18 protein-coding genes are annotated in these 21999 nt (G+C 60.1%); 16 read left to right on the top strand and 2 right to left on the bottom strand.

Annotated elements, in window-relative coordinates:
* The first annotated feature begins 12 nt into the window (after positions 1-12).
* From bamA to QYQ99_RS21410, 14 genes are all read left to right on the top strand, one after another.
* Positions 13-2328, top strand: coding sequence for an outer membrane protein assembly factor BamA (bamA, locus tag QYQ99_RS21345; protein WP_302089912.1), 2316 nt, complete (start codon positions 13-15; stop codon positions 2326-2328).
* Positions 2328-2834, top strand: a complete 507-nt coding sequence (locus tag QYQ99_RS21350; protein WP_034367360.1) for an OmpH family outer membrane protein — start codon at positions 2328-2330, stop codon at positions 2832-2834. Before bamA ends, QYQ99_RS21350 begins: the two co-directional genes overlap by 1 nt.
* A gap of 16 nt (positions 2835-2850) precedes the next feature.
* Positions 2851-3852 carry a UDP-3-O-(3-hydroxymyristoyl)glucosamine N-acyltransferase gene (gene lpxD, locus QYQ99_RS21355; protein WP_302089913.1) on the top strand — a complete coding sequence of 334 codons (1002 nt, stop codon included), beginning with the start codon at positions 2851-2853 and terminating at the stop codon, positions 3850-3852.
* Positions 3852-4292, top strand: a complete 441-nt coding sequence (gene fabZ, locus QYQ99_RS21360) for a 3-hydroxyacyl-ACP dehydratase FabZ (RefSeq protein WP_003053425.1) — start codon at positions 3852-3854, stop codon at positions 4290-4292. The genes lpxD and fabZ overlap by 1 nt, the downstream gene beginning before the upstream one ends.
* 15 nt (positions 4293-4307) lie before the next feature.
* Positions 4308-5096 carry an acyl-ACP--UDP-N-acetylglucosamine O-acyltransferase gene (gene lpxA / locus QYQ99_RS21365; RefSeq protein ID WP_302089914.1) on the top strand — a complete coding sequence of 263 codons (789 nt, stop codon included), beginning with the start codon at positions 4308-4310 and terminating at the stop codon, positions 5094-5096.
* A 50-nt stretch (positions 5097-5146) separates the two neighbouring features.
* Positions 5147-6343 (top strand): lipid-A-disaccharide synthase, encoded by a 1197-nt coding sequence (gene lpxB / locus QYQ99_RS21370; RefSeq protein WP_302089915.1) that lies wholly within the window; start codon positions 5147-5149, stop codon positions 6341-6343.
* Positions 6306-7037, top strand: coding sequence for a ribonuclease HII (gene rnhB, locus QYQ99_RS21375; RefSeq protein WP_302089916.1), 732 nt, complete (start codon positions 6306-6308; stop codon positions 7035-7037). The genes lpxB and rnhB overlap by 38 nt, the downstream gene beginning before the upstream one ends.
* Positions 7038-7253: 216 nt before the next feature.
* Entirely contained in the window at positions 7254-8045 is a 792-nt protein-coding gene (locus QYQ99_RS21380; protein ID WP_302089917.1) for a TrmH family RNA methyltransferase, read from the top strand.
* Between the two features lie 1068 nt (positions 8046-9113).
* Positions 9114-10805 (top strand): group II intron reverse transcriptase/maturase, encoded by a 1692-nt coding sequence (gene ltrA / locus QYQ99_RS21385; RefSeq protein ID WP_302089918.1) that lies wholly within the window; start codon positions 9114-9116, stop codon positions 10803-10805.
* A gap of 273 nt (positions 10806-11078) precedes the next feature.
* Entirely contained in the window at positions 11079-12251 is a 1173-nt protein-coding gene (gene carA / locus QYQ99_RS21390) for a glutamine-hydrolyzing carbamoyl-phosphate synthase small subunit (RefSeq protein WP_302089919.1), read from the top strand.
* Complete coding sequence (carB, locus tag QYQ99_RS21395; protein ID WP_302089920.1) at positions 12244-15495, top strand: carbamoyl-phosphate synthase large subunit; 3252 nt, start codon at positions 12244-12246, stop codon at positions 15493-15495. The genes carA and carB overlap by 8 nt, the downstream gene beginning before the upstream one ends.
* 220 nt (positions 15496-15715) lie before the next feature.
* Positions 15716-16192: a transcription elongation factor GreA gene (gene greA, locus QYQ99_RS21400; protein ID WP_302089921.1), complete on the top strand. Its 477-nt coding sequence runs from the start codon at positions 15716-15718 to the stop codon at positions 16190-16192.
* Between the two features lie 149 nt (positions 16193-16341).
* A complete protein-coding gene (locus QYQ99_RS21405) occupies positions 16342-16761 on the top strand; it encodes a DUF4149 domain-containing protein (protein WP_302093236.1) in 420 nt (139 codons plus the stop codon).
* 46 nt (positions 16762-16807) lie between these two features.
* Positions 16808-17692, top strand: coding sequence for a Kdo hydroxylase family protein (locus QYQ99_RS21410; RefSeq protein WP_302089922.1), 885 nt, complete (start codon positions 16808-16810; stop codon positions 17690-17692).
* A gap of 107 nt (positions 17693-17799) precedes the next feature.
* Here the strand turns inward: QYQ99_RS21410 and QYQ99_RS21415 are convergent, their stop codons facing one another.
* Positions 17800-18558: a glycosyltransferase gene (locus tag QYQ99_RS21415; RefSeq protein WP_302089923.1), complete on the bottom strand. Its 759-nt coding sequence runs from the start codon at positions 18556-18558 to the stop codon at positions 17800-17802.
* Between the two features lie 62 nt (positions 18559-18620).
* On the bottom strand, positions 18621-19091 hold the full coding sequence (locus QYQ99_RS21420) for a YhbY family RNA-binding protein (RefSeq protein ID WP_003067342.1): 471 nt from the start codon (positions 19089-19091) through the stop codon (positions 18621-18623).
* Between the two features lie 32 nt (positions 19092-19123).
* On the opposite strand from QYQ99_RS21420, the gene QYQ99_RS21425 reads away from it, so the two are divergent.
* Positions 19124-19786 carry an RlmE family RNA methyltransferase gene (locus QYQ99_RS21425; RefSeq protein ID WP_302089924.1) on the top strand — a complete coding sequence of 221 codons (663 nt, stop codon included), beginning with the start codon at positions 19124-19126 and terminating at the stop codon, positions 19784-19786.
* 246 nt (positions 19787-20032) lie between these two features.
* Entirely contained in the window at positions 20033-21955 is a 1923-nt protein-coding gene (gene ftsH, locus QYQ99_RS21430; protein WP_034367419.1) for an ATP-dependent zinc metalloprotease FtsH, read from the top strand.
* Positions 21956-21999: the final 44 nt, after the last annotated feature.

Here is a 21999-nt window from a genome sequence, read left to right on the forward strand (position 1 = left end):
CGATTTCCACTCATGAAAAAACATTTCAATCGCTTGGGCATGCGCTCTGCAACTGCCCTGGCTGCTATGGTTTTAGCTGCGCAAGCGGCATGGGCATTGGAGCCCTTCAAAGTTCAAGATATCCGCGTCGAGGGTTTGCAGCGAGTGGAGGCCGGTACGGTGTTCGCTTCCATGCCTTTGCGCGTGGGTGATGACTACAACGACGAAAAGGGCGCTGCTGCCATTCGTTCGCTGTTTGCCCTGGGTCTGTTCAAGGACGTGCGCCTCGAAGCCAATGGCAATGTGCTGGTGGTGGTCGTGGAAGAGCGCCCCACCATTGCTGAGGTGAACTTCGCCGGCACCAAGGAGTTTGACAAGGACACTCTGCTCAAGGCCATGCGTGACGTGGGGCTGGCCGATGGCCGTCCTTTCGACAAGGCGCTGGCTGATCGCGCCGAGCAAGAGCTCAAGCGCCAGTACATCAACCGCAGCCTGTATGGCGCTGAAGTGGTGACCACGGTGACGCCTATCGAGCGCAACCGAGTGAACCTGACCTTCACCGTCTCCGAAGGTGAGCCGGCCAAGATCAACGAAATCCACATTGTGGGCAACAAGGCCTTCAAGGAATCGACGCTCAAGGACTTGTTCGATCAGGACACCGGCAACTGGATGAGCTGGTACACCAAGTCTGACCGTTATGCGCGCAACAAGCTCAATGCCGACCTGGAGTCGCTGCGCTCCTACTATCTGCAGCGCGGCTATCTGGAGTTCCGTGTGGAGTCCACACAGGTTGCCATTTCTCCGGACAAGCAAAATATCGGCCTGACCGTGAATATTCACGAAGGCAATCAGTATGTGGTCTCCGGCGTGAAGCTCGATGGCAACTACCTGGATCGTGACGACGAGTTCAAGTCGCTGGTCAAGATCAAGCCCGGTGAGCCTTATAACGCCGACCAGGTTTCCGAGACCGTCAAGGCTTTTACCGACTATTACAGCAATTTCGGTTTTGCCTTCGCCAAGGTGGAGGCCGTGCCCGAGATCGATCGCGCCAACAATCGTGTGGCCATCGTGTTGCAAGCACAGCCTTCGCGTCGCGCCTATATCCGTCGCATCAGCGTCAGCGGCAACAACAAGACCCGCGACGAAGTGATTCGCCGCGAGTTCCGTCAGTTCGAGGCCTCCTGGTATGACGGCCAGAAGATCAAGCTGTCGCGCGACCGTGTGGACCGTTTGGGCTTCTTTACCCAGGTCGACATTGAGACCCAGGAAGTGCCCGGCTCTCCCGATCAGGTCGATCTGATGATCAATGTGGTCGAAAAGCCCACAGGATCGATTCAGCTGGGCGCAGGTTTTTCCAGTGCTGAAAAGGTCTCGCTGTCCTTCGGCATCAAGCAGGAAAACGTGTTCGGCTCGGGCAACTACCTGGGTCTGGATGTCAACACCAGCAAGTACAACCGCACCATGGTGGTGTCGACAACCAATCCGTACTTCACGGATACCGGTATCTCGCGCACCTATGACCTGTACTACCGCACTGTGCGTCCCTACTATGACGATGGCGCCTACAAGATCATCACCAAGGGTGCCAGCGTGCGTTTCGGCGTGCCCTTCAGCGAAGTGGACACCATCTTCTTCGGTGCCGGTGTCGAAGGCAATGAGATCAAGCCTGGCACGTATATGCCCGAGGTCTACAACGAGTATTGCGGCGGGGCTGTGGGCGCGAATGTCGGCTGCTCCAAGACCGGCATTCCTCTGACGCTGGGTTGGTCTCGCGATAATCGCGACAGCGCGCTGGCTCCCAATTCCGGCCGCTATCAGCGTGTGAATCTGGAGGCTTCGTTCATGAGCGATATGCGCTATGCGAAGGCCAACTACCAGATTCAGCAATATATTCCGCTGAACAAGAAGTACACGATTGCCCTGAACGGTGAACTGGGCTGGGGCAAGGGCCTGGGCGGTAATCCCTATCCTATTTTCAAGAATTTCTATTCGGGCGGTCTGGGCTCGGTGCGTGGCTTTGAACAAGGCTCTCTGGGACGTCGTGACTTGGTCAATACCAATCTGGCCTTGGGCGGTACGCGCAAGCTGACCTTGAATGGCGAATTCATGGTCCCGTTCCCCGGTGCCGGTAATGACAGAACACTGCGTCTGTTCGGCTTTGTGGACGTGGGTAATGTGTGGGCGGAAGGTGAAAGCATGGATCTGGGAACCTTGCGTGCTTCCACCGGTATCGGTATTAGTTGGATTTCGCCGCTGGGTCCTCTGCGTTTGGCGTATGCTCAGCCAATCCGTAAGGAAACCGGCGATAGAATCCAGAAACTGCAATTCCAAATCGGAACATCTTTCTAATGAAATCTCTCTCTAGCCATCTTTCTTTGGCTGTGCTGCTTGGCGCCATGGCCGTCTCTGCGCATGCACAGGAATTCAAGGCCGGTTTTGTGAACACGGATCGTATCTTCCGTGAGGCATCCGCTGCCAAGGCTGCCCAAGCCAAGCTTGAGCAGGAGTTTTCTAAGCGTGAAAAGGATTTGGTCGATCAGGGCAATTCCTTGAAGACCGCCTCGGACAAGTTCGAGCGTGAAGCTACCACCATGTCCGAGAGCCAGCGTGCTTCGCGCCAGCGTCAGCTGGTGGATCAGGATCGTGAATTCCAGCGCAAGCGCCGTGAATTTCAGGAAGACCTGAACGCTCGCAAGAATGAAGAGCTGGCCACCGTGCTGGATCGTGCGAACAAGGTTGTCAAGCAAGTGGCCGAGACCGAAAAGTACGACGTCATCCTGCAAGAAGCCGTGTATATCAATCCCAAGTTTGATATCACCGACAAGGTCATCAAGGCCCTGAACGGCGCAAAGTAATCCCAAGGATACTTTTGTGAGCGTTCTATTGGGACAGATTCTCGATGCGCTCGGTGGAGAACTGGTCGGTGGCGAGCGCGAGATGCCTATCTCGCGCATCGCTCCACTGGACTCTGCGGGTCACGGTGATCTGAGCTTTTTAAGCAATCCCCGCTATCGCCAGCAACTGGCCGCCTCACAGGCGGCCTGTGTCATTGTGGCGCCGACGATGCGTGATGAAGCCGCGCAGCGTGGCGCCTGCATTGTCACGGGCGATCCTTATGCCTATTTCGCACGTGCCACCCAGTGGTGGAAGGCGCACCAGCAGGGCGGCAGGCCGCGTGGCATCCATGCGAGTGCGGTGGTGGATGCCACGGCCCAGGTGCATGAAAGCGCCTATGTGGGGCCGCAATGCGTGGTGGAGGCTGGCGCGATCATCGGTGCCGATACGGTGCTGAAATCGCGTGTCTCCATCGGCCAGGGCTGTGCGCTGGGCGAGCGCTGCATTCTGCATCCCGGTGTGGTCATCGGTGCCGACGGCTTCGGCTTCGCGCCCTCGGCGGGCCAATGGGAAAAGATCGAGCAACTGGGGGGCGTGCGCATCGGCAACGATGTGGAAATCGGCGCCAACACCTGCGTGGATCGTGGGGCACTTGATGACACCGTCATTGAAGACGGCGTCAAGATCGATAATCTGGTGCAGATTGCCCACAATGTGCACATTGGTGCGCATACGGTGATTGCCGGCAATACCGGCATTGCCGGCAGTGCGCGCATCGGCAAGCGCTGCCAGATTGGCGGAGCCGCCAATATTCTGGGGCATTTGACGATTGCGGACGGTACGGTGATTTCGCCAACGTCCATGGTCACTCGTTCCTTGCCCAAGGCAGGTTTTTATACAGGCATCTTTCCGTTGCAAGAGAACGAGCAATGGGAAAAGAACGCTGCAACCTTCAGGCAGTTGTACACGCTCCGCGAGCGGGTCAAGAAGCTTGAACAAGCGCTGGCTGAGGGCCGGCAAAGCAACAACGGAAATTGATGATGGATATTCAAGAAATTCTCAAGCAACTGCCTCACCGCTATCCTTTTCTTCTGGTGGACCGGGTGCTTGAGCTTGAGCGCAACACGCGCATCAAGGCGATCAAGAACGTCACGTTCAACGAGCCGTTCTTCACCGGTCACTTCCCCGGTCGTCCCGTCATGCCCGGCGTGCTGATTCTTGAAGCTCTGGCTCAGGCAGCCGGCTTGCTGGCCTTCGACGCCATGGGCCAGGTGCCCGATGAAAACAATATCTACTATTTCGTGGGCATCGACTCGGCTCGCTTCAAGCGCCCCGTGGTGCCGGGAGATCAGCTGGCTCTGGAGATCACCATCGACCGCGTGCGCGGCGGAATCTGGAAGTTCAACGCCGTCGCCAGCGTGGATGGCGAAGTGGCCGCTGAAGCCCAGCTGATGTGCACCATGCGTCACGTGGGATAAGCGTTGATGGCGGCTGTGAGCTTGATTCATCCCACCGCCGTGGTGGACCCTGCGGCCCAGCTTGACACCTCGGTGTCGGTGGGGCCGTATGCGGTTATCGGTCCCAGGGTGCGCATTGGCGCCGGCAGCAAGGTGGGCGCGCATTGCGTGATCGAAGGCGACACCACCATTGGTGAAGACAACCACATCTTCCAGTTCGCGTCGCTGGGTGCGCAGCCCCAGGACAAGAAGTACGCGGGCGAGCCCACGCGTCTGGTGATCGGCGATCGCAACACGGTGCGCGAGTTCTGTACCTTCAACACGGGCACCACGCAGGATCGCGGCGAGACGACCATCGGCAATGACAACTGGATCATGGCCTATGTGCATATCGCGCATGACTGCATCATTGGCAACCAGACCACGCTGGCCAACAACACCACGCTGGCAGGCCATGTGCATGTCGGCGACTGGGTGACCATCGGCGGGCTGACCGGTGTGCTGCAGCGCATGCGTATAGGCGCACATGCCATGGTGGGCTTTCAGGCCCATGTGAATAAGGATGTGCCTCCCTTCATGACGGTGGACGGCAATCCGCTGGCCGCGCGCAGCGTGAATCTGATCGGTCTCAAGCGTCGTGGTTTCTCGGACGCGCGCATTGCCGCCGTGCGCGAGATGCACAAGCTGCTGTACCGCCAGGGTCTGACGCTGGAGCATGCGATTGCTGCCATGAATGCGATCAAGTCGGCAACGCCTGAAGCCGTGCAGGACGTGGACTTCATGCAGTCCTTTCTGGCTTCGGCAAGCAACGGCATTACACGTTGATAGCAGCTCGCGCTGTCCCTATCTGAGTTTGAGACGTTAATAGCTCTGAAATGCCCGATAAGCAAACGCAAGTAGCTGCAGATTCAATAGCACCCAGCATCGCCATGGTGGCCGGCGAGGCCTCGGGCGATCTGCTGGCTTCGCTGTTGCTGGATGGTCTTCGTCAGCGCTGGCCCGATGCAAGCTCCATGGGGATCGGCGGCGACAGAATGCAGGAGCGCGGCTTTGACGCCTGGTGGCAGTCAGAGCGCCTTGCCGTGCACGGCTACAGCTGGGAAGTGCTGGCGCGCGTGGCCGAGCTGCTCGGTATTCGAAAAAAGCTGCGTCAGCGCCTGATTGCGCATCCGCCCTCGGTGTTTGTAGGTGTGGATGCGCCGGACTTCAACCTGGGGCTGGAAACCAGCTTGCGCGAAGCCGGCATCAAGACCGTGCACTTTGTCTGCCCTTCGATCTGGGCCTGGCGTGCCGATCGCGTGGAGAAAATCCGCCGCGCGGCCGACCATGTGCTGTGCATCTTCCCCTTCGAGCCCGAGCTGCTGGCCCAGCATGGCATCGAAGCCACCTACGTCGGTCATCCGCTGGCGCAGGTGATTCCGTTGCATCCCGATAAAGCTGCCGCGCGTGCGCGCCTGGGTCTGGCCGAAGAGGGCCTGGTGCTGGCATTGCTGCCCGGCAGCCGCCGCTCCGAGGTGCGCTACATCGCCTCAGGCTTTTTCAAGGCGGCAGCGCTGGTCCGCAAGGCATTGCCGCAGACCCGCATCGTCGTGCCTGCCGTGCCTTCGCTCTACGAGGAAGTGCAGCGCATTGCGGCCGAGGCCGGCATGCAGGACCGCTGCCTGATCGTCAAGGGTCAGTCCCACGATGTGCTGGCGGCCTGCGACTGCACACTGATTGCCAGCGGCACCGCCACGCTGGAGGCCGCGCTCTACAAGCGTCCCATGGTCATCAGCTACAGCATGCACCCCTGGAGCTGGCGCCTCATGAAGCGCAAGCAGCTCCAGCCCTGGGTGGGGCTGCCCAATATTTTATGCGGCGATTTTGTCGTGCCCGAGCTGCTGCAGGATGCGGCTACGCCCGAGGCACTGGCTCAGGCCGCGCTGGGCTGGCTCAGGGCCAGCCAGGATTCTCCTGCCACCATTGAAGCGCTGGTTGAGCGCTTCACCGCGCTACATCACGAACTGCGCCGCGACACTGCCGAACTGGCTGCCCATGCGATCCAAAAAATCATTGCCACTCCCGCTGCTTGAGCAAGGCTGCCTGCCCTGGCATCCGCCCGGGCTGGTCGCCGGGGTGGATGAGGCAGGGCGCGGCCCGCTGGCCGGCCCGGTGGTGGCGGCTGCCGTCATCCTGGATGACATGAAGCCGATTGCCGGGCTGAACGACTCCAAAAAGCTCACGGCCAATCGCCGTGAGGTGCTCTACGACGAGATCCGCGCCAAGGCGCTGTGCTTTTGCATAGCGCAGGCCTCGGTGCAGGAGATCGACGAGATCAACATCCTCAAGGCAACGCTGCTGGCCATGCGCCGCGCGGTGATGGGCTTGCGTCTCAAGCCCGTGCTGGTGCTGGTGGACGGCAACCAGCTGCCGCAGATCGATGTGCAGGCCGAGGCCATCGTCAAGGGAGACTCGCTGGTGCAGGCCATTTCGGCGGCTTCCATCTTGGCCAAGGTCACGCGCGACCGCTGGTGTGAGCGCCTGGACGCCCAGTATCCGCAGTACGGCTTTGCGGGCCACAAGGGCTACGGCACGGCCGCGCATCTGCAGGCCTTGCGCGCCCATGGGGCGACGGCCGAGCATCGGCGCTCCTTTGCGCCCGTGGCCCAGGTGCTGCAGGCAGGTCAGGTGTGCGCGGGCGGCACGGCCCAGCCCGTGCTCTGCGAGACCGGACTCTCGGGGGTGACCTCGAACCTGCTGATGTCGCAGGCATCGCTCTACGTCTGATGCGCGGCTGATCGATATTGTCTGCATTCCCGAGTGCGGCACAGGGCCGCCTCGGGCGTTCTATCTTCTTTGGGACTTACGCAAACAAGAACGCCACAACGGTCTGCCTTCTGAGGCAGTCGCCCGGCCTGAACCCGTTTTGCGTAAGTCGTGTTCTTGTTTCAAGCTCGGCCAGGCGCTTGCATGCCGGGTTTTTGTTTTTTCTCAGAGGTCGACATGGTTGCACGCCCCCAGGTCACGGACATTCATTCGCGCGACAACGCTTTCGTCAAAGAACTGCGCCGTCTGTCCCAGGACAGCACGGCCTATCGCAAGCAGGGGCAGGTCTGGCTTGAAGGCGATCATCTTTGCCGTGCGGCCCTGGTGCGGGGCCTGAAACCAAAGGTTGCTGTTTTTGCACAGTCTTTCTGGCCTCAGGCGCCCGAAGAGTGGGTGCAGGTCGCCAGCAAGGTCGTGGTGCTGGCAGATGTCTTGTTCGACGAGATCAGCGCTCTGGAATCTCCCGCCCGCATGGGCTATGTGATGGACTGGGATGCGGGTGTGCAGGTGCAGCCGGGCGTTGCCACCGTGGTGCTGGACCGCGTACAGGATGCCGGCAATGTGGGCAGCATCCTGCGCAGCGCGTCGGCCTTCGGTTTCACCCAGATCGTGGCGCTCAAGGGCACGGCCGCGCTGTGGAGCCAGAAGGTGCTTCGCGCCGGAATGGGTGCTCACTTCGGGCTGCATCTGGTCGAGGCGGCATCGGTCGAGGATGTGCAAGGCCTGCAAGTGCCCCTGGTCGTGACCAGCTCCCATCAGGGGACATTGATTCATGAGGCCGATCTGCCCTGGCCCTGTGCCTGGGCCATGGGCCACGAGGGGCAGGGCGTGGGCGATGCGCTGATGGAGATGGCGAGCCACCGCATCAGCATTGCGCAGCCTGGAGGTGAGGAGTCACTCAATGTGGCTGCTGCAGCCGCGATCTGCCTGCATGCGAGCAGCGTAAGCATGCTACGCCGCAGAGGGTAATCCCGGGGCGCTTCAAAGGGGTGAAGCGGACAGAGCCTATAATGGGCGGCTTTGTGCGACACGTTAGTCGCTCTGAGAGTCGGTTGAGCCTCTGAAAACCGTACAACCAGACCTCCCAAGGGTCCGGTACGAGGCACATTCTTCCCATCAGGCTACGCCCCACTGGGGTCAGTCCAGTCTCTGGCTCCGAACTTCGGCAGCCTCATCGGCTTGACTATTCCTGCAATAGTCCGGCTCAGCTGTGGTCGCGTGCAATGCACGTCCCGGCCGTATCACACTGACCGCCACAAGCGGACATTTCAAACAGAAATCCTTCATTGGAGGACTTCTTACGTGCATACGCTTTGAATGATGGAAGAAGCACAGAGTGCAACTCTGACCTGCCTTGTCATGCTCTCTAGCAATGGAGTGCCATGACCTTGTGTGCGACCACAAGTAGCCTACGGTGACATGCAAACCTAGTAATGGGTCTGTGTGAAGCTCACCTGACAAAGTACCCCCGCGCAAGCGGTACACCTAACCCGTGAGGGCGGATGTAGACACTGCCAGCAGAAGGGCGGTAGAGGGGCCAGGCTAGTTCCGCATGGGCAACATAAAGTGAATCATCGCTTGAACCTGGGTAACCATTGAATGGCTAAATCTGCTGATAAGCCATAACTAAAAAGTGTGCTGATGGCTGTGTTTGTAGAGCTAAGACACACGTCGACGTTAATTCAGCCCCAGGAGAGATGAGTCCTAACCGGATAGACATGCAGCGATGCGAATCGCCCGTGTCGGCAAGTCAGGGAACGTGGTAAGCCCCACTATCCGCCAGCACGCGCAAGCGTGCTGGCAGGGAAGCCGTAAGGCAACCTGTTGGATGAGGGGGTATGGGATGGTGGAAAAAGCGAATGGCTGCCTGTAATGGGTGGCATAGGGGCTCAAGCCCTTACGCGAAAGCGTGCCCACTTCCACTTGGTGCAACCGTCGCTCGCGACTGCATTTGTTTAAACCTAGCCCGAAGGGATTGTGCGTATCCCTTCGGGGAGACGTGCGTCCTCTGAGGGTTCAACTCGGTAGGAGGAAAGCATGAGAAAACTCACCGGCGACGGCGAATCTGCGTCCTCACGCGAACCGCAAGACTGGCATGCCATCGATTGGCACCGTGTCGAGCAGTTTGTGAGAACGACGCAGCAACGCATAGCGAAGGCAACGCTGGACAAGGATTGGCGCAGGGTGAAAGCTCTGCAACGGTCTTTAAACCACTCGTTTTCCGCCAGGGCTCTGGCGGTAAGACGTGTAACTGAAAACCAAGGCAAGCGAACGGCGGGAGTCGATCGTCAGCTTTGGGATTCTCCTGCCCTGAAACGGGCGGCGATTGGAAGGTTGAAGCAGCAGCGGGGATACAAGCCCAAGCCATTGCGGCGGGTCTACATCCCCAAGTCCAACGGAAAGGCGCGCCCCCTGGGCATTCCCACGATGTTGGATCGGGCCATGCAGGCGTTACACCTGCTTGGACTGGAACCGGTGGCGGAAACCACGAGCAATCCGAATAGCTACGGCTTCAGGAGAAATCGTTCGACGGCAGATGCCATGGGCCAGATATTTGTCACCACCTCTCAGCGGTCTGCGGCTGCTTGGGTGTTGGAGGCAGATATTCGAGGCTGTTTCGACCATATCAACCATGAGTGGCTGGTGCGTCAAGTTCCCATGAACAAGGCAATCTTGCGCAAGTGGCTGAAAGCCGGGGTAGTCCACAAGGGCCGCCTCTCGCCGACTGAAGAAGGGACGCCGCAAGGCGGCATCATCTCGCCAACCTTGGCGAATATGTGTTTGAACGGGCTGGAAACCGACCTGAAAGCGCACTTGGTTGCGAAATACGGGAAGACAAAAGCCAAAGGACTCAAAGTCCATGTGATCCGGTACGCCGACGATTTTGTGGTGACCGGCATCTCGCGAGAGGTGCTGGAAACAGAAATCAAACCGTGGATAGAAGCCTTCCTCGCACAACGAGGTCTGCAACTGTCGCCGGAGAAGACCAAGGTCGTACACATAGACGAGGGTTTCGATTTCCTGGGGTGGAATTTCCGTAAATACAACGGAAAACTCCTCATCAAGCCGAGCAAGAAGAACGTGCAAACGTTTTATCGCAAGGTCAGCGAAATCGTGAAAACACACCTATCAACGAAGCAGGAGGATCTCATTGCCAAACTGAATCCAATCCTTCGGGGCTGGGCGCGGTACCACCAACCGGTGGTGGCGAAGGAAACCTTCAGTCGGATGGACAGCTTGATCTACTGGCGCCTGGTGCGCTGGACGAGAAGGCGACATCCGAATAAGTCCCACCCTTGGTGCAAAAGCCGTTACTGGCGGCGCATCAAGGACCGGGACGAGTTTGCTGCAACTGTGAAAAAGGCGGATGGCCCACTCATGATCAAGCTGCTGAAGCTTGCGGATACAGAGATCGTGAGGCATGAAAAGATCAAGGGGGAATACAACCCCTTTGACCCGGCCTGGGAGGTGTATGGCGAGACGTTGCGAACGAAACGCATGTTGAAAAACATGGCGTACCAGTATGAAACGTCGATGCTGTATATCAGCCAAAATGGGCGTTGCGCACTTTGTGCGGAGCCGTTGGAGGATGGTGAACGCTGGCACGACCACCACATTGTTTACAAGGTGATGGGCGGGTCAGACAACCTCTCCAATCGGGTGCTACTGCATCCGGTCTGTCATAGACGACTGCATGCCTTGGGTTTGCAGGTAGCGAAACCGGCCTGAATAGGCTTAGGGTTCACCCCGGATTAACCGCGCTGAGGTAGAATGGAGCGCTTTTAACGGGGCTGAATTTGTTGTGCTTGAGCCGGATGCGGTGAAAGTCGCAAGTCCGGTTCTTAGGGGGGGATGGTTCAGCAATGAACTGTCCCTACCCTCCCAAGCATTCCTTCATACGCCTAGCGACGCTTCCTCGCCATTCCCTGCAGACACAAATGTCCCCGCACACATGCCGGGGCTTCGTTGGGCGTAACCGTAATTAAAAAACCGGAGAACCCAGTGCTTTTGTCTCTCAAGGGAAATTTCCCATCCGCCATTCTGGCGCTCGCAGACGGCACGGTCTTTATTGGCAACTCGATTGGTGCGCAAGGCACCACTGTTGGCGAAGTCGTTTTCAACACTTCGCTGACCGGCTACCAGGAAATCCTCACCGACCCCAGCTATTGCCAGCAGATCGTGACGCTCACGTATCCGCACATTGGCAACTACGGTGTCAATCCTGAAGACGTCGAAGCTGACAAGATCCATGCCGCAGGTCTCATCATCAAGAACCTGCCTTTGCTGGCCAGCAACTTCCGAAGCACCCAGACGCTGTCCGATTACCTGAGCGAAGGTAAGACCGTCGCCATTGCCAACATCGACACCCGCAAGCTCACGCGACTGCTGCGTGATCAAGGCGCGCAGAACGGCGCCATTGTGGGTCTGGCCGCTGGTGAAGAAGTCACCCAGGCCAGGATCGACGAGGCCATCGCCGCCGCCAAGGCCGCCCCCAGCATGAAGGGGCTGGATCTGGCCAAGGTCGTGTCCACCGACAAGTCCTACCCATGGACCGAGGCCGAGTGGACGCTGGGCCAAGGCTACGGCAAGCTCGAATCGCCCAGGTTCAAGGTCGTGGCCTACGACTTCGGCGTGAAGAAGAACATTCTGCGCATGCTGGCCGAGCGCGGTTGCGACGTGACCGTGGTGCCCGCCCAGACGCCCGCCAAGGATGTGCTGGCCCTGAATCCGGACGGCGTGTTCCTGTCCAACGGCCCTGGCGATCCAGAGCCTTGCGACTACGCGATTGCCGCTGCGCAAGAGATCATGGCCGCCAAGAAGCCGCTGTTCGGCATCTGCCTGGGTCATCAGATCATGGCTCTGGCCTCCGGCGCCAAGACCTTCAAGATGCAAAACAGCCACCACGGCGCCAACCACCCCGTCAAGGACCTGGACTCCGGCCGCGTCAGCATCACCAGCCAGAACCACGGTTTTGCGGTGGAGCTGGAGTCGCTGCCCGCCAATGCCCGCGCCACGCACATCAGCCTGTTCGACGGCACGTTGCAAGGCCTGGAGCGCACCGATGTGCCTGCCTTCTGCTTCCAGGGTCACCCCGAAGCATCGCCCGGCCCCAACGATATCGGCTATCTGTTTGACCGCTTCACAGCGCTGATGGAGAAACACAAAAATGCCTAAGCGCAACGACCTTAAAAGCATTCTGATCATTGGCGCCGGTCCCATCGTGATCGGTCAGGCCTGCGAGTTTGACTACTCCGGCGTGCAGGCCTGCAAGGCCCTGCGCGAAGAGGGTTACAAGGTCATCCTGATCAACAGCAACCCTGCCACGATCATGACCGACCCGGCCACCGCCGACGTCACCTACATCGAGCCCATCACCTGGCAGACGGTCGAGAAGATCATCGCCAAGGAGCGTCCCGATGCCATCCTGCCCACCATGGGTGGCCAGACCGCGCTGAACTGCGCGCTGGACCTGTGGAAGAACGGCGTGCTGGACAAGTACAAGGTCGAGCTGATCGGCGCCAAGCCCGAAGCCATCGACAAGGCCGAAGACCGTCTGAAGTTCAAGGACGCCATGACCAAGATCGGTCTGGGCTCCGCGCGCTCCGGCATTGCCCACTCGATGGACGAAGCCTGGGCCGTGCAAAAGCAGATGGGTTTTCCCACCGTCATTCGCCCCAGCTTCACGCTGGGCGGCACGGGCGGCGGCATTGCCTACAACCCCGAAGAATTCGAAACCATCTGCAAGCGCGGTCTGGAGGCTTCGCCTACCAACGAGCTGCTGATCGAGGAATCTCTGCTGGGCTGGAAAGAGTACGAGATGGAAGTGGTGCGCGACACCGCTGACAACTGCATCATCGTCTGCTCCATCGAAAACCTGGACCCCATGGGCGTGCACACCGGTGACTCCATCACCGTGGCGCCGGCCCAGACACTGACCGACAAGGAATACCAGATCATGCGTAACGCATCTCTGGCCGTCCTGCGCGAAATCGGTGTGGACACGGGTGGCTCCAACGTGCAGTTCTCGGTGAATCCCAAGGACGGTCGCATGATCGTCATCGAGATGAATCCGCGCGTCTCGCGTTCCTCGGCACTGGCCTCCAAGGCCACGGGCTTCCCCATCGCCAAGATCGCGGCCAAGCTGGCCGTGGGCTTCACGCTGGACGAGCTCAAGAACGAAATCACCGGTGGCGCAACCCCCGCGTCGTTCGAGCCTTCGATCGACTACGTGGTCACCAAGATCCCGCGTTTCGCGTTCGAGAAGTTCCCCGCTGCCGACAACCGCCTGACCACGCAGATGAAGTCCGTGGGTGAAGTGATGGCCATCGGCCGTACCTTCCAGGAATCCTTCCAGAAGGCCTTGCGCGGCCTGGAAGTGGGCGTGGACGGCATGAACGAAAAGACCCAGGATCGCGAAATCCTGGAAAAGGAACTGGGCGAGCCCGGTCCCGACCGCATCTGGTATGTGGGTGACGCTTTCGCTGCCGGCTGGTCGCTGGACGAGGTGCACAACATCACCAAGATCGACAAGTGGTTCCTGGTGCAGATCGAAGAGATCGTCAAGATCGAACTCGAGCTGGACGAGCTCTACGAAGCCAAGGGCGAAGGCGCTCTGGCGGCTCTGGATGCGCAGACCCTGCGCACCCTCAAGCAAAAGGGCTTCTCGGACCGCCGCCTGGCCAAGCTGCTGCACACCAGCGACAAGGCCGTGCGCGAAGCGCGCAAGGCGCTGAAGGTGCGCCCTGTGTTCAAGCGCGTGGACACCTGCGCTGCCGAGTTCGCTTCCAACACCGCATACATGTACTCCACGTATGACGAAGAGTGCGAAGCAGCTCCCACGGACAAGAAGAAGATCATGGTGCTGGGCGGTGGCCCCAACCGGATCGGCCAGGGCATCGAGTTCGACTATTGCTGCGTGCACGCCGCCATGGCCATGCGCGAAGATGGTTACGAAACCATCATGGTCAACTGCAACCCCGAGACCGTGTCCACCGACTACGACACTTCCGATCGTCTGTACTTCGAGCCCCTGACGCTGGAAGACGTGCTGGAAATCGTGGACGTGGAGCAGCCCGAAGGCGTGATCGTGCAGTACGGCGGCCAGACGCCTCTGAAGCTGGCCTTGGGTCTGGAGCGCGAAGGCGTGAAGATCATCGGCACCACGCCCGACATGATCGATGCCGCCGAGGACCGCGAGCGCTTCCAGAAGCTGCTCAACGAACTGGGTCTGCGTCAGCCTCCCAACGCCACTGCGCGTACCGAAGCCGAAGCCCTGGAAAAGGCTGCCGGCCTGGGTTATCCCCTGGTAGTGCGTCCTTCCTATGTGCTGGGCGGCCGTGCCATGGAAATCGTGCACGAGCAGCGTGATCTGGAGCGCTACATGCGCGAAGCCGTGAAGGTCTCCAACGACTCTCCCGTGCTGCTGGACCACTTCCTGTCCAACGCCATCGAGTGCGACGTCGATTGCGTGCGTGACAAGACCGGCGCCGTGTACATCGGCGGCGTGATGGAGCACATCGAGCAAGCCGGCGTTCACTCCGGTGACTCCGCCTGCTCGCTGCCTCCTTACTACCTGAAGGCCGAAACCGTCGCTGAAATCAAGCGCCAGACCGCAGCCATGGCCGAAGGCCTGCATGTGGTGGGCCTGATGAACGTGCAGTTCGCCATCAAGGAGGCGGACGGCCAGGACGTGATCTACGTTCTGGAAGTGAACCCCCGTGCCTCGCGCACCGTGCCTTTCGTCTCCAAGGCCACCGGCGTGCAGCTGGCCAAGGTGGCTGCGCGCTGCATGGCCGGCCAGACTCTGGCCGAGCAGGGCATCACCAAGGAAGTCACACCGCCTTACTTCAGCGTCAAGGAAGCCGTGTTCCCGTTCGTGAAATTCCCTGGCGTGGACACCATTCTCGGCCCCGAGATGAAGTCCACCGGTGAAGTCATGGGTGTGGGCAAGACCTTTGGCGAAGCCTTTGTGAAGAGTCAGATGGGCGCCGGCGTGCACCTGCCTGCCGAAGGCAAGGTCTTCCTGTCGGTGAAGAACAACGACAAGACCCGTGCCGTGGCCGTGGCCAAGGAACTGGTTGCCATGGGCTACAGCCTGTGCGCCACACGCGGCACGGCTGCGGCGATTGCCGAGGCCGGTGTCGAGGTGCAGACCGTGAACAAGGTGACCGAGGGCCGCCCCCACATCGTGGACACGATCAAGAACGGCGAAATCGCCCTGGTCATCAACACCGTGGAAGAGCGTCGCAACGCCATCGCCGACTCGCGCCAGATCCGTACCAGCGCGCTGCTGGCACGCGTGACCACCTTCACCACCATCTTCGGCGCTGAAGCGGCCGTCGAAGGCATGAAGGCCATGCGCGGCAGTCTGGACGTGCACTCGGTGCAAGAGCTGCATGCCATGCTGACCAAGGCCTGAAAAGCCTGACGCCCGAAGCAGCCCGTAAAGGCTGGCGGGTTTTTACCGGATTTGTGCCGCAGCAAACACGGCATAATCTGCGGTAATGTATTTGAACCGCCGCGCGGCAACGTGCGGCGGTTTGCTTTTGGGGCACAGGCCCCTGTTTGACGTTGTCACTCAGGACTGTGCGAGAGGTGCCGCGCTGGGCGCGGCGTTTGCTGAATTTGGAGACTCGATCATGGCCACCATCCCAATCACCAAGCGCGGAGCAGAAAAGCTCAAGGTGGAACTGCAACGCCTGAAGACTGTGGATCGTCCCGCGGTCATTCAAGCCATTGCAGAGGCCCGTGCTCAGGGTGACTTGAGCGAAAACGCCGAATACGAATCTGCGAAGGAGCAGCAGGGCTTCATCGAAGGCCGCATCATCGAGGTCGAAGGCAAGCTGTCCGCAGCGCAGGTCATTGACCCGACCGAGCTGGACGCCGGCGGCCGTGTGGTGTTTGGTGCGACCGTGGATCTGGAAGATGAAGACAGCGGCTCGGCCGTGACCTACCAGATCGTGGGCGAGGACGAGGCTGACCTCAAGCACGGCCTGATCAATGTATCCAGCCCCATTGCGCGCGCCTTGATCGGCAAGGAAGAGGGCGATACCGCCGTGGTGCAGGCACCGGGCGGCGAGCGTCGCTACGAGATCGTAGGCATAAAGTACATCTGATCACCCCTGAGGCGCTGCGCGCCTTCCCCTCCCTCTACGCGCTTCGCGCGGCAGGAGGGGACGATGCCCTTGCCTGGGCGGCCCCGCCGCGAGGCAGCTCTTGCCCGGCATCTCTGGTTTGCGCTCTGCCATGCTGAAATTTCACCATGATGTTTGAACGCTTGCCTGTTTTTTTTGCGGCTCTGTGGTGGGGCAGCCTGAGCGCCATCGGCTTTGTGGCCGTGCCCATGCTGTTTGCTCATCTGCCCACGCCGGCTCTGGCGGGTTTCATGGCAGCCAAGCTGTTTGCGGCGCAGACCTGGATTTCCATAGCATGTTGCGCTCTTTTGCTGGTGTTTTCAAAGCGAAAACATGCTGAAAAGCTTGAGCAATGGGCGCAAGCAGCTATCGGTTTTGTGATCGCAGGCATGTTGCTGGCGCTGCTGGTGCAGTATGGCGTGTCGCCCAAGATTGTGGCGCGTGAGAACCTCAGGCTCTGGCACAGCGTGGGCACCGGCATGTATGCGCTGCAGTGGCTGTGCGCCGCCGTCGTGCTGTGGCGTGTGGCGGCTGCTCGCAAGCCGGCTTGATCCAGTGCAAGCCCGCGCCAGTTGCGGGGAGTACACTGCCGAAGCCATGGAATCTCAAATCGTAAAAATCGACGCGACCGACTGGAGCAACGTCCAGGGGTGCGATGAATGGACTGCTGCCGTCGAAGCCGGCAAGGTGCTGTATTTCCCACAGCTGAGCTTTCAGCTCTCCGAGCAGGAAAAAACGCTGCTGCGCCCCGATGTGCGCGATCCCAAGACGCGCAATATCAGCCTCAATGTGGATGGCTCGATCAAGGGCGTGGCGGGCGACGAGGCCGTGCAGGCCCAGGTGTCGGCCATGGTCGGACGCTTTCGCGAGCAGGCCACGGCGCTGATCGCAGGCCTGTTTCCTGCCTATATGCCGGTGGTGCGCATGGCGCCCACCAGCTACCGCCCTTCGCAGGTGGAAACGCGGGCGCAGTCCTGGCGTGCGGACGACAAGCGCATGCATGTGGATGCCTTTCCTTCGCGGCCCAACTATGGCGAGCGCATTTTGCGCGTCTTCACCAATGTCAACCCGGATGGCCAGCCCCGGGTCTGGCGAGTGGGTGAGCCGTTCACCGATGTGGCCAAGCGTTTTGTGCCGCGTGCCAAGCCCTACAGCGCCTGGCAGGCCAAGGCGCTGGAGCTGCTGCATGTGACCAAGTCCTATCGCAGCGAATACGACCATCTGATGCTGCAGCTGCATGACGGCATGAAGGGCGATCCCGACTATCAGAAAAATGCGCCTCAGGAGACCGTGCCTTTCGCGGCAGGCTCCACCTGGGTGTGCTTCTCCGATCAGGCAGTGCATGCCGTCATGTCGGGGCAGTACATGCTGGAGCAGACCTTGTTTCTGCCGCCTGGCAGCGAATACAACCCCGCAGCCAGCCCGCTGTCCATTCTCTCTCGCATGAAGGGGCATCCGCTGGTCGATGCCAGGTACCGCTGAGCCTGTTCGGCAGGTCAGCCGCGCGCTGATGCAATCAGGCGGCCACAAAAAAGGCGTTGAACCTTGCGGTCAACGCCTTTTGTTTTTGCGGCTGCACCGGCAGCCAGTCAGCCCCAGGCCTTCTCGATCCACCTGGCGGGCTCGATATGGCGAAAGCGCTTGTTGCGACGGCCTTCCAGGGCATCGGGCGGGTTCACTTCGCCATGGAAGATCACGATGCGAGCATCGGTCGGCGGCACCGGCTCCTTCCAGTAGTTGGTGGGCCAGGTCGGAATGCAGTAGTACTTGAAGCTGGGGCACCAGGCGGCAGGCCAGTAGTCAAGCTTGCCCTGCTTGTGCAGAAAGTGCGACAGGTACTCCTGCTCGTTGCGGTACTTGGCGCGCATCTCTTCGGTGTGCGCACGGAAATGCTCCAGTACATCGGCATGGGCACCCAGCTCGAAGCGGTAGACCGAAGAATTGCCGACAATGCGCTCGCCAAAGCGCCAGAAACGCGGATAGTCGTGAATGATGCGGAAGTCGCCGGGCAGCGTGAAGAACTCGTCGAGGCTGCCCACAATCACCACATCCAGGTCCAGGAACAGCGCCTGACCCTTGAGACCGTGCAGGTCGCGCTCGAAGGTGGTGAGCTTCTTCCAGGCGCCGTCACGCTGGCCGGGAGCCAGATGAATGTTCAGGTCGGGGATGGGCAAGCACTCCACTTCGGAGCGAATCCCCTCTGTGCTGTCGGTCAGGCAGACAAAGCGAAAATCTCCGCTGAGATGGCGGCGCACCATGGCGTAGAGTCGGTTGACGTACTCCGGGCCGTATTTGGTGCCCCATTTCATGCAAAGAATGTGGCGTTGCTGCTGTGTGGTCTGAGCCATGGCTTGGTGGTCTAGGCGAAGAAAAAAGGCAGGTGGGCGGGCAGACAGGGCGGATCGGCAGATCAGTCCTGACGGCCTTTCTTGACCGACTTCTGCTTGGGCTTGGCGCGCTTGATGGTGCCGCCGGCGGTCAGGCGCTGGTTGCCGAGCACGCGCAGCTGCTTGACTTCGGGCTTCTGGCCGGCGCGGCCGAACTTGAGCACCTTGACGTCGCGAGGACCGGGCATGCGGTCTTCGTCAAAGGCCTTTTCCTTTTCGGGAATCGGGCGCCACAGCACCAGCAGCTTGCCGATGTGCTGGATGGGAGCGGCGTTCAGCTCGTCGCAAAGTTGTTGATAGATCTGCTCGCGGGCTGCACGGTCGTCGCCGAAAACGCGGACCTTGATCAGTCCATGGGCATTGAGTGCGGCGTCCACTTCCTTTTGAACGGCAGTGGTCAGACCATCGCCACCGATGAGGACGACGGGGTCCAGATGGTGGGCTTCGGCGCGGTGTTCCCGGCGCTGCGCGGGAGTTAATTCAATTTGGGGCATACCCGTATTATCAAGGCTGCGAGAATTCAGGCATGAAAACGAAAACCAAAAGTAAGAAGGTCAATAAGAATTGGCTGCACGATCACATCAATGACCCGTATGTGAAAGCCGCCCAAAAGGATGGCTATCGTGCCCGCGCGGCCTACAAGCTCAAGGAAATTGACGAGTCGCTCAAGCTGATTCAGCCCGGTCACACCGTGGTGGACCTGGGTTGCGCGCCCGGCGCCTGGAGTCAGTATGTGCGCCGTCGTCTCTCGCCCAGCGGTGCGGCGGCAGGCGAACTCAACGGCCGCATCATCTCGCTGGACCTGCTGCCCATGGAGCCCATCGAGGGCGTGCACTACATCCAGGGCGACTTTCGGGAAGAGTCGGTGCTGGCGCAGCTTGAAGAGGCCATGGGAGGCGGCAAGGCCGACGTGGTGGTCTCGGACATGGCGCCCAATCTGTCGGGCCATGGCGCCACTGACGGGGCGCGGGTTGCGGTGCTCATCGAGATGGCGGTCGATTTTGCGATCAACAACATGAAGCCCGAGGGCGCGCTGGTGGTCAAGTTGTTCCACGGCAGCGGCTATGACGAGCTGGTGGATCTGTTCAAGCAGACCTTCAAGGTGGTCAAGCCTATCAAGCCCAAGGCATCGCGCGACCGGTCTTCCGAGATTTTTCTCGTGGGAATGGGTCTCAAGCAGGGCTCTTGACGGAGTCGCCGGCCTGCATAGGGGCATTTGACCTCATGGTTTGCTGCGCCAAACCAGTGAAACTGATAGCGCAAAGCCTTGATAAAACACAGGCTTAGGGCCGATTGCCGGCAGGGCCATACCTTGCCTATGGCCGCTATAGGGGGAAATAGGCGTCCTTGGCGCTTGAAACACCTAAAATGAACCTCAACTAGGTCTGGAGTCCCCTCCGGGCCTTTACGTCTGAATATTCCATTGGAGCCCCGCTTGAACAATCAGTGGTTTTCAAAAGTCGCCGTCTGGCTGGTCATCGCCATGGTGCTGTTTACGGTGTTCAAACAGTTTGACACCCGAGGTGCTGGCGGTGCCTCTCATGTTGGCTACTCGGAATTCCTGGAGCAGGTGCGCAACAACCGTATCAAGAGCGCCACTATTCAGGAAGGTGGCGGCGGTACCGAGGTCGTAGCCACCACCACCGATGATCGCAAGATCCGCACTACAGCCACCTACCTCGATCGCGGTCTGGTGGGCGACCTGATCAACAACAACGTCAAGTTCGACGTCAAGCCGCGTGAAGAAGGCTCGCTGCTCATGACGCTGCTCGTGAGCTGGGGCCCCATGCTGCTGTTGATCGGCGTATGGGTGTACTTCATGCGCCAGATGCAGGGTGGCGGCAAGGGCGGCGCCTTCAGCTTTGGCAAGTCCAAGGCGCGCATGCTCGACGAGAACAGCAATACCGTCACCTTTGCCGACGTGGCTGGTGCCGATGAAGCCAAGGAAGAGGTCAAGGAAGTCGTGGACTTCCTCAAGGACCCCAACAAATTCCAGAAGCTCGGCGGCCGCATCCCCCGTGGTCTGCTGCTGGTCGGCCCTCCCGGTACCGGCAAGACGCTGCTGGCCAAGTCCATCGCCGGCGAGGCCAAGGTGCCTTTCTTCTCGATCTCGGGTTCCGATTTCGTTGAAATGTTTGTCGGCGTGGGCGCAGCCCGCGTGCGCGACATGTTCGAGAACGCCAAGAAGAACGCACCCTGCATCATCTTCATCGACGAAATCGACGCCGTCGGTCGTCAGCGCGGAGCCGGCATGGGCGGCGGCAACGACGAGCGTGAGCAGACTCTGAACCAGATGCTGGTCGAGATGGATGGTTTCGAGACCAACCTCGGCGTGATCGTGGTGGCGGCCACCAACCGTCCCGACATTCTTGACGCTGCCTTGCTGCGCCCCGGTCGCTTCGATCGTCAGGTCTATGTGACGCTGCCCGATATCCGTGGCCGCGAGCAGATTCTGAACGTGCACATGCGCAAGATTCCCGTGGGCCAGGACGTGAACCCCGCCATCATTGCGCGCGGCACGCCCGGCATGTCGGGTGCCGATCTGGCCAATCTCTGCAACGAAGCTGCGCTGATGGCGGCACGCCGCAATGCACGCACCGTGGAGATGCAGGACTTCGAGAAGGCCAAGGACAAGATCATCATGGGCCCCGAGCGCAAGTCCATGGTCATGCCAGAGGAGGAGCGCCGCAATACGGCCTACCATGAGGCGGGCCACGCCCTCATCGGCAAGCTGCTGCCCAAGTGCGATCCCGTGCACAAGGTCACCATCATCCCGCGCGGTCGTGCGCTGGGCGTGACCATGAGCCTGCCCGAGAAGGACCGCTACTCCTACGACAAGGAGTACATGCTCAACCAGATCGCGATGCTGTTTGGCGGACGTATCGCCGAAGAAGTGTTCATGAACCAGATGACAACTGGTGCGTCGAACGACTTCGAGCGTGCGACCCAGATCGCCCGCGACATGGTGACGCGCTACGGCATGAGCGATGCGCTGGGCACCATGGTCTACTCCGAGCAGGAGGGCGAGCCTTTCCTGGGCCGTACCTTCAGCCGAGGCTCCAATCTGTCCGAATCCACCATGCAGAAGGTGGATGACGAAGTGCGTCGCATCATCGACGAGCAATATGCGCTGGCGCGCAAGCTGATCGAAGACAACAGCGACAAGATGCACGCCATGGCCAAGGCCATGCTGGACTGGGAGACGATCGACTCCGAGCAGCTCAACGACATCATGGCCGGCAAGGAGCCTCGTCCTCCCAAGGACTGGACGCCTCGCAACCCCCCCTCATCGGATGGAGGCAATTCCTCGGGAGGCAATCCTGCATCGAATGCCGAGCCCTCGCCGACCACGGCTTGAGCGCCAAGCCTCCTACACAAAAGGTCCCTCAGGGGCCTTTTGTT

The sequence above is a fragment of the Comamonas testosteroni genome (assembly GCF_030505195.1).
In the GTDB taxonomy this organism is placed as follows: Bacteria; Pseudomonadota; Gammaproteobacteria; order Burkholderiales; family Burkholderiaceae_C; genus Comamonas; species Comamonas testosteroni_G.

Bases quoted from the DNA above. Each gene is read 5' to 3' on its own strand.
- bamA (WP_302089912.1), top strand. From the start codon at position 13: ATGAAAAAACATTTCAATCGCTTGGGCATGCGCTCTGCAACTGCCCTG.
- QYQ99_RS21350 (WP_034367360.1), top strand. From the start codon at position 2,328: ATGAAATCTCTCTCTAGCCATCTTTCTTTGGCTGTGCTGCTTGGCGCC.
- fabZ (WP_003053425.1), top strand. From the start codon at position 3,852: ATGATGGATATTCAAGAAATTCTCAAGCAACTGCCTCACCGCTATCCT.
- lpxB (WP_302089915.1), top strand. From the start codon at position 5,147: ATGCCCGATAAGCAAACGCAAGTAGCTGCAGATTCAATAGCACCCAGC.
- rnhB (WP_302089916.1), top strand. From the start codon at position 6,306: ATGCGATCCAAAAAATCATTGCCACTCCCGCTGCTTGAGCAAGGCTGC.
- QYQ99_RS21380 (WP_302089917.1), top strand. From the start codon at position 7,254: ATGGTTGCACGCCCCCAGGTCACGGACATTCATTCGCGCGACAACGCT.
- ltrA (WP_302089918.1), top strand. From the start codon at position 9,114: ATGAGAAAACTCACCGGCGACGGCGAATCTGCGTCCTCACGCGAACCG.
- carB (WP_302089920.1), top strand. From the start codon at position 12,244: ATGCCTAAGCGCAACGACCTTAAAAGCATTCTGATCATTGGCGCCGGT.
- greA (WP_302089921.1), top strand. From the start codon at position 15,716: ATGGCCACCATCCCAATCACCAAGCGCGGAGCAGAAAAGCTCAAGGTG.
- QYQ99_RS21405 (WP_302093236.1), top strand. From the start codon at position 16,342: ATGTTTGAACGCTTGCCTGTTTTTTTTGCGGCTCTGTGGTGGGGCAGC.
- QYQ99_RS21410 (WP_302089922.1), top strand. From the start codon at position 16,808: ATGGAATCTCAAATCGTAAAAATCGACGCGACCGACTGGAGCAACGTC.
- QYQ99_RS21415 (WP_302089923.1), bottom strand. From the start codon at position 18,558: ATGGCTCAGACCACACAGCAGCAACGCCACATTCTTTGCATGAAATGG.
- QYQ99_RS21420 (WP_003067342.1), bottom strand. From the start codon at position 19,091: ATGCCCCAAATTGAATTAACTCCCGCGCAGCGCCGGGAACACCGCGCC.
- QYQ99_RS21425 (WP_302089924.1), top strand. From the start codon at position 19,124: ATGAAAACGAAAACCAAAAGTAAGAAGGTCAATAAGAATTGGCTGCAC.